This is a genomic window from Bradyrhizobium sp., from assembly GCF_049586575.1.
Lineage (GTDB): Bacteria > Pseudomonadota > Alphaproteobacteria > Rhizobiales > Xanthobacteraceae > Bradyrhizobium.
In genome coordinates this window covers 1-2496 of the sequence record NZ_JBAVCF010000368.1, presented here as the reverse complement: position 1 = coordinate 2496, position 2496 = coordinate 1, and the positions used below count along the sequence as shown (strand labels likewise).

The 2496-nt window shown below is 60.4% G+C and carries 2 protein-coding genes; both read left to right on the top strand.

Features of this window, described 5'->3' with window-relative positions:
- Positions 1-1207: MBOAT family O-acyltransferase (locus WB528_RS14335; protein ID WP_423889072.1), on the top strand; the 1207-nt coding region annotated here is incomplete at its 5' end.
- 2 nt (positions 1208-1209) lie between these two features.
- Positions 1210-2409, top strand: coding sequence for an alginate O-acetyltransferase AlgX-related protein (locus WB528_RS14330; RefSeq protein WP_423889071.1), 1200 nt, complete (start codon positions 1210-1212; stop codon positions 2407-2409).
- Positions 2410-2496 lie beyond the last annotated feature (87 nt).

The following is a 2496-nucleotide window of genomic DNA, read 5'->3' as shown; positions in this document are numbered from 1 at the left end:
CCCGCAGCCCGTCCGGCGGCTCGCGCTTGCGGCCGGCATTGTCAACAACCTCGGCATTCTCTTCGTCTACAAATACGCCGACTTCCTTGCCGACAATCTCAATTGGGCGCTGGCCCCCTTTGGCGTCCATCGACTGCCGCTTCTGCACCTGGCGCTCCCGATCGGCGTCTCCTTCGTGGTGTTCGAAAAGATCACCTATCTCGTCGACACCTATCGCGGCACCTCCAAGCCTGCGGCGAAGTTCTGGGACTATTGCCTGTTCGTTTTGTTCTTCCCGAAACTTCTCGCAGGCCCGATCCTCAAATATCACGAAATGCGAGACCAGATCGCGAAGCCACGCGCCGTGGAATGGAGCGATTTCGGCTCAGGATTCCTGCGCTTTTCGCGCGGCATCGGACGCAAGCTCTTGATCGCCGATCCGCTCGGCAGCTTCGTCAACTCGATCTTCGCCGCCGATCCGGCGAGCCTCGACGCCGGCCGCGCCTGGCTTGCGCTCGCGAGCTTCACCTTGCAAATCTATTTCGATTTTGCGGGTTATTCCGACATGGCAATTGGACTAGCTCGCATGCTCGGCTTTGGCTTGAAGGAGAATTTCGACAAGCCCTATATCGCGAGATCGATCACCGAATTCTGGCGGCGCTGGCATATCTCGCTGACGACCTGGATCCGCGACTATCTCTACAAACCGCTCGGCGGCAATCGTGAGGGCGACGCACGCACCTACCTCAATCTCTGGATCTGTTTCCTGTTGTCCGGGCTCTGGCACGGCGCAAGCTGGAACTTCGTGCTGTGGGGCGCCTATAACGGATTGTTCCTGACACTCGACCGCCTGTTCCTGCGCAACGCGCTCGAGCGCTGTGGTGCGGTCATAGCGACGATTGCGACGTTACTCATTGTGATGGTCGGCTGGGCGATCTTCCGTTCCGATTCGCCTGCGCATCTGATGACGTTCCTGTCCGCGCTATCGGGCATGACACACGCCACCATCGCTTCCGAAATCCCTGCCGAGGTGCCCTTCACCCTGGTGCTCGGCGCCTTCATTTCTCTGCTGCCGGCAACCGCCTTCTATCCCGCGCTGATCCGCGCTTACGATAGCAAGGCCTGGCTGCGGACGCTGACGATCGCCGCGCTGGTGGTGATCTATGTGCTGGCGATTGCGCGGGCGGTCACAGCGCCGTTCCAGCCCTTCATCTATTTCAGGTTCTGATCATGATGGGTAACCTCAGTCTCTGCCGCCCCATCATCCGCGCCGCCTTCTGCGCATTTCTGGCGCTATTGCCGCTCGGCGCCGCCTGGAATCTGATCGCCGCGCAATACTTCCCGGCGCGCGCTCTCAAGATCGGCCCCACGCTCGGCGGCGTCACCTACGATACGTCGGTTATTTTCTCGTGGCCTGAGATTCGCGACGGCAAGTTCCAGAAGGCCGTTGTAAGCCGGGTCACCGATGCCATGCCGGTCCGGCCGCTTCTGATCCGCATCAACAACGAAATCCGGTTTCACTTGTTCGGCGAACTCACGGCGCCGAACGTCGTCAGGGGTGCCAACGGCCATCTGATCGAACAAACCTATCTCGACGACTATTGCTCCCGTACCGAAGGCATGGGCGCCAAACTGGCCGCCGTTGCGATACCGAAGCTGAAGGACATCCAGAACTTCTATCAGAAGCATGGCGCGGTTTTCGTTTACGTGGTGACGCCGTCCAAAGCTGCACACTTGCCGGAGTATTTCGTCGATCGCGTTCCCTGCCCCAGCACGCCGGCCGCGCGAAAGCAGCTGGTTCCCGACTATGTCGGCGCCTTGAAGCGCGAGGGCATCCATGTCGTCGATACGGCAAGCCTGATTCACTCGCTCAAGGGCACCTACCCCTTCGACCTGTTTCCGCAAGGCGGCGTTCACTGGAACGACGTCGGCGGCGCGCGCGCCGTTTCAGCTGTTGTCGAGGAGGTCAATCGGCTGGCGGGGCACGAGATCATTCCGCCCTTCAGGTTCACCTATACGATGTCGACGCCGGCGAAAGGCGCCGATCGCGAGCTGGTCGATCTGTTGAATGTTTTCTTCCCGCCGCTCGGCTACCAAACGCCGAAAGTCAGCTTCCAGCCGTCCGTGCCTTGTGCAGAGAGTCCTGCGCGGCAGCTCGATGTGGCCGTTGTCGGCTCCAGCTTCGGCCATCTGCCATCGCGCATCATGGTCGAGGCCAACTGTCTCGAGCGGCTTCAATTCTATTATTACGCCACGCTCGGCCGCTTCGGCGGTACACCCTATCGCGAATTGCAACGAAACCTTTCGGAGAACGACCTCCGCGCATGGCGAAACGCTGAGGTCATGATCCTCGAGGAAAACGAGTCATTCATGGCCTCGGCCAAGGTGGGTTACGTCGATCAGCTGAGGGCCGTCGTGAAACGACCGTGAGGTCCGCCTTGGCCCAGCGTGGCTTGGCGCGATATTACGGCGGAACGGCCGTCGATATCCGGGGCAACCCAATCGGCTCGCTTATTC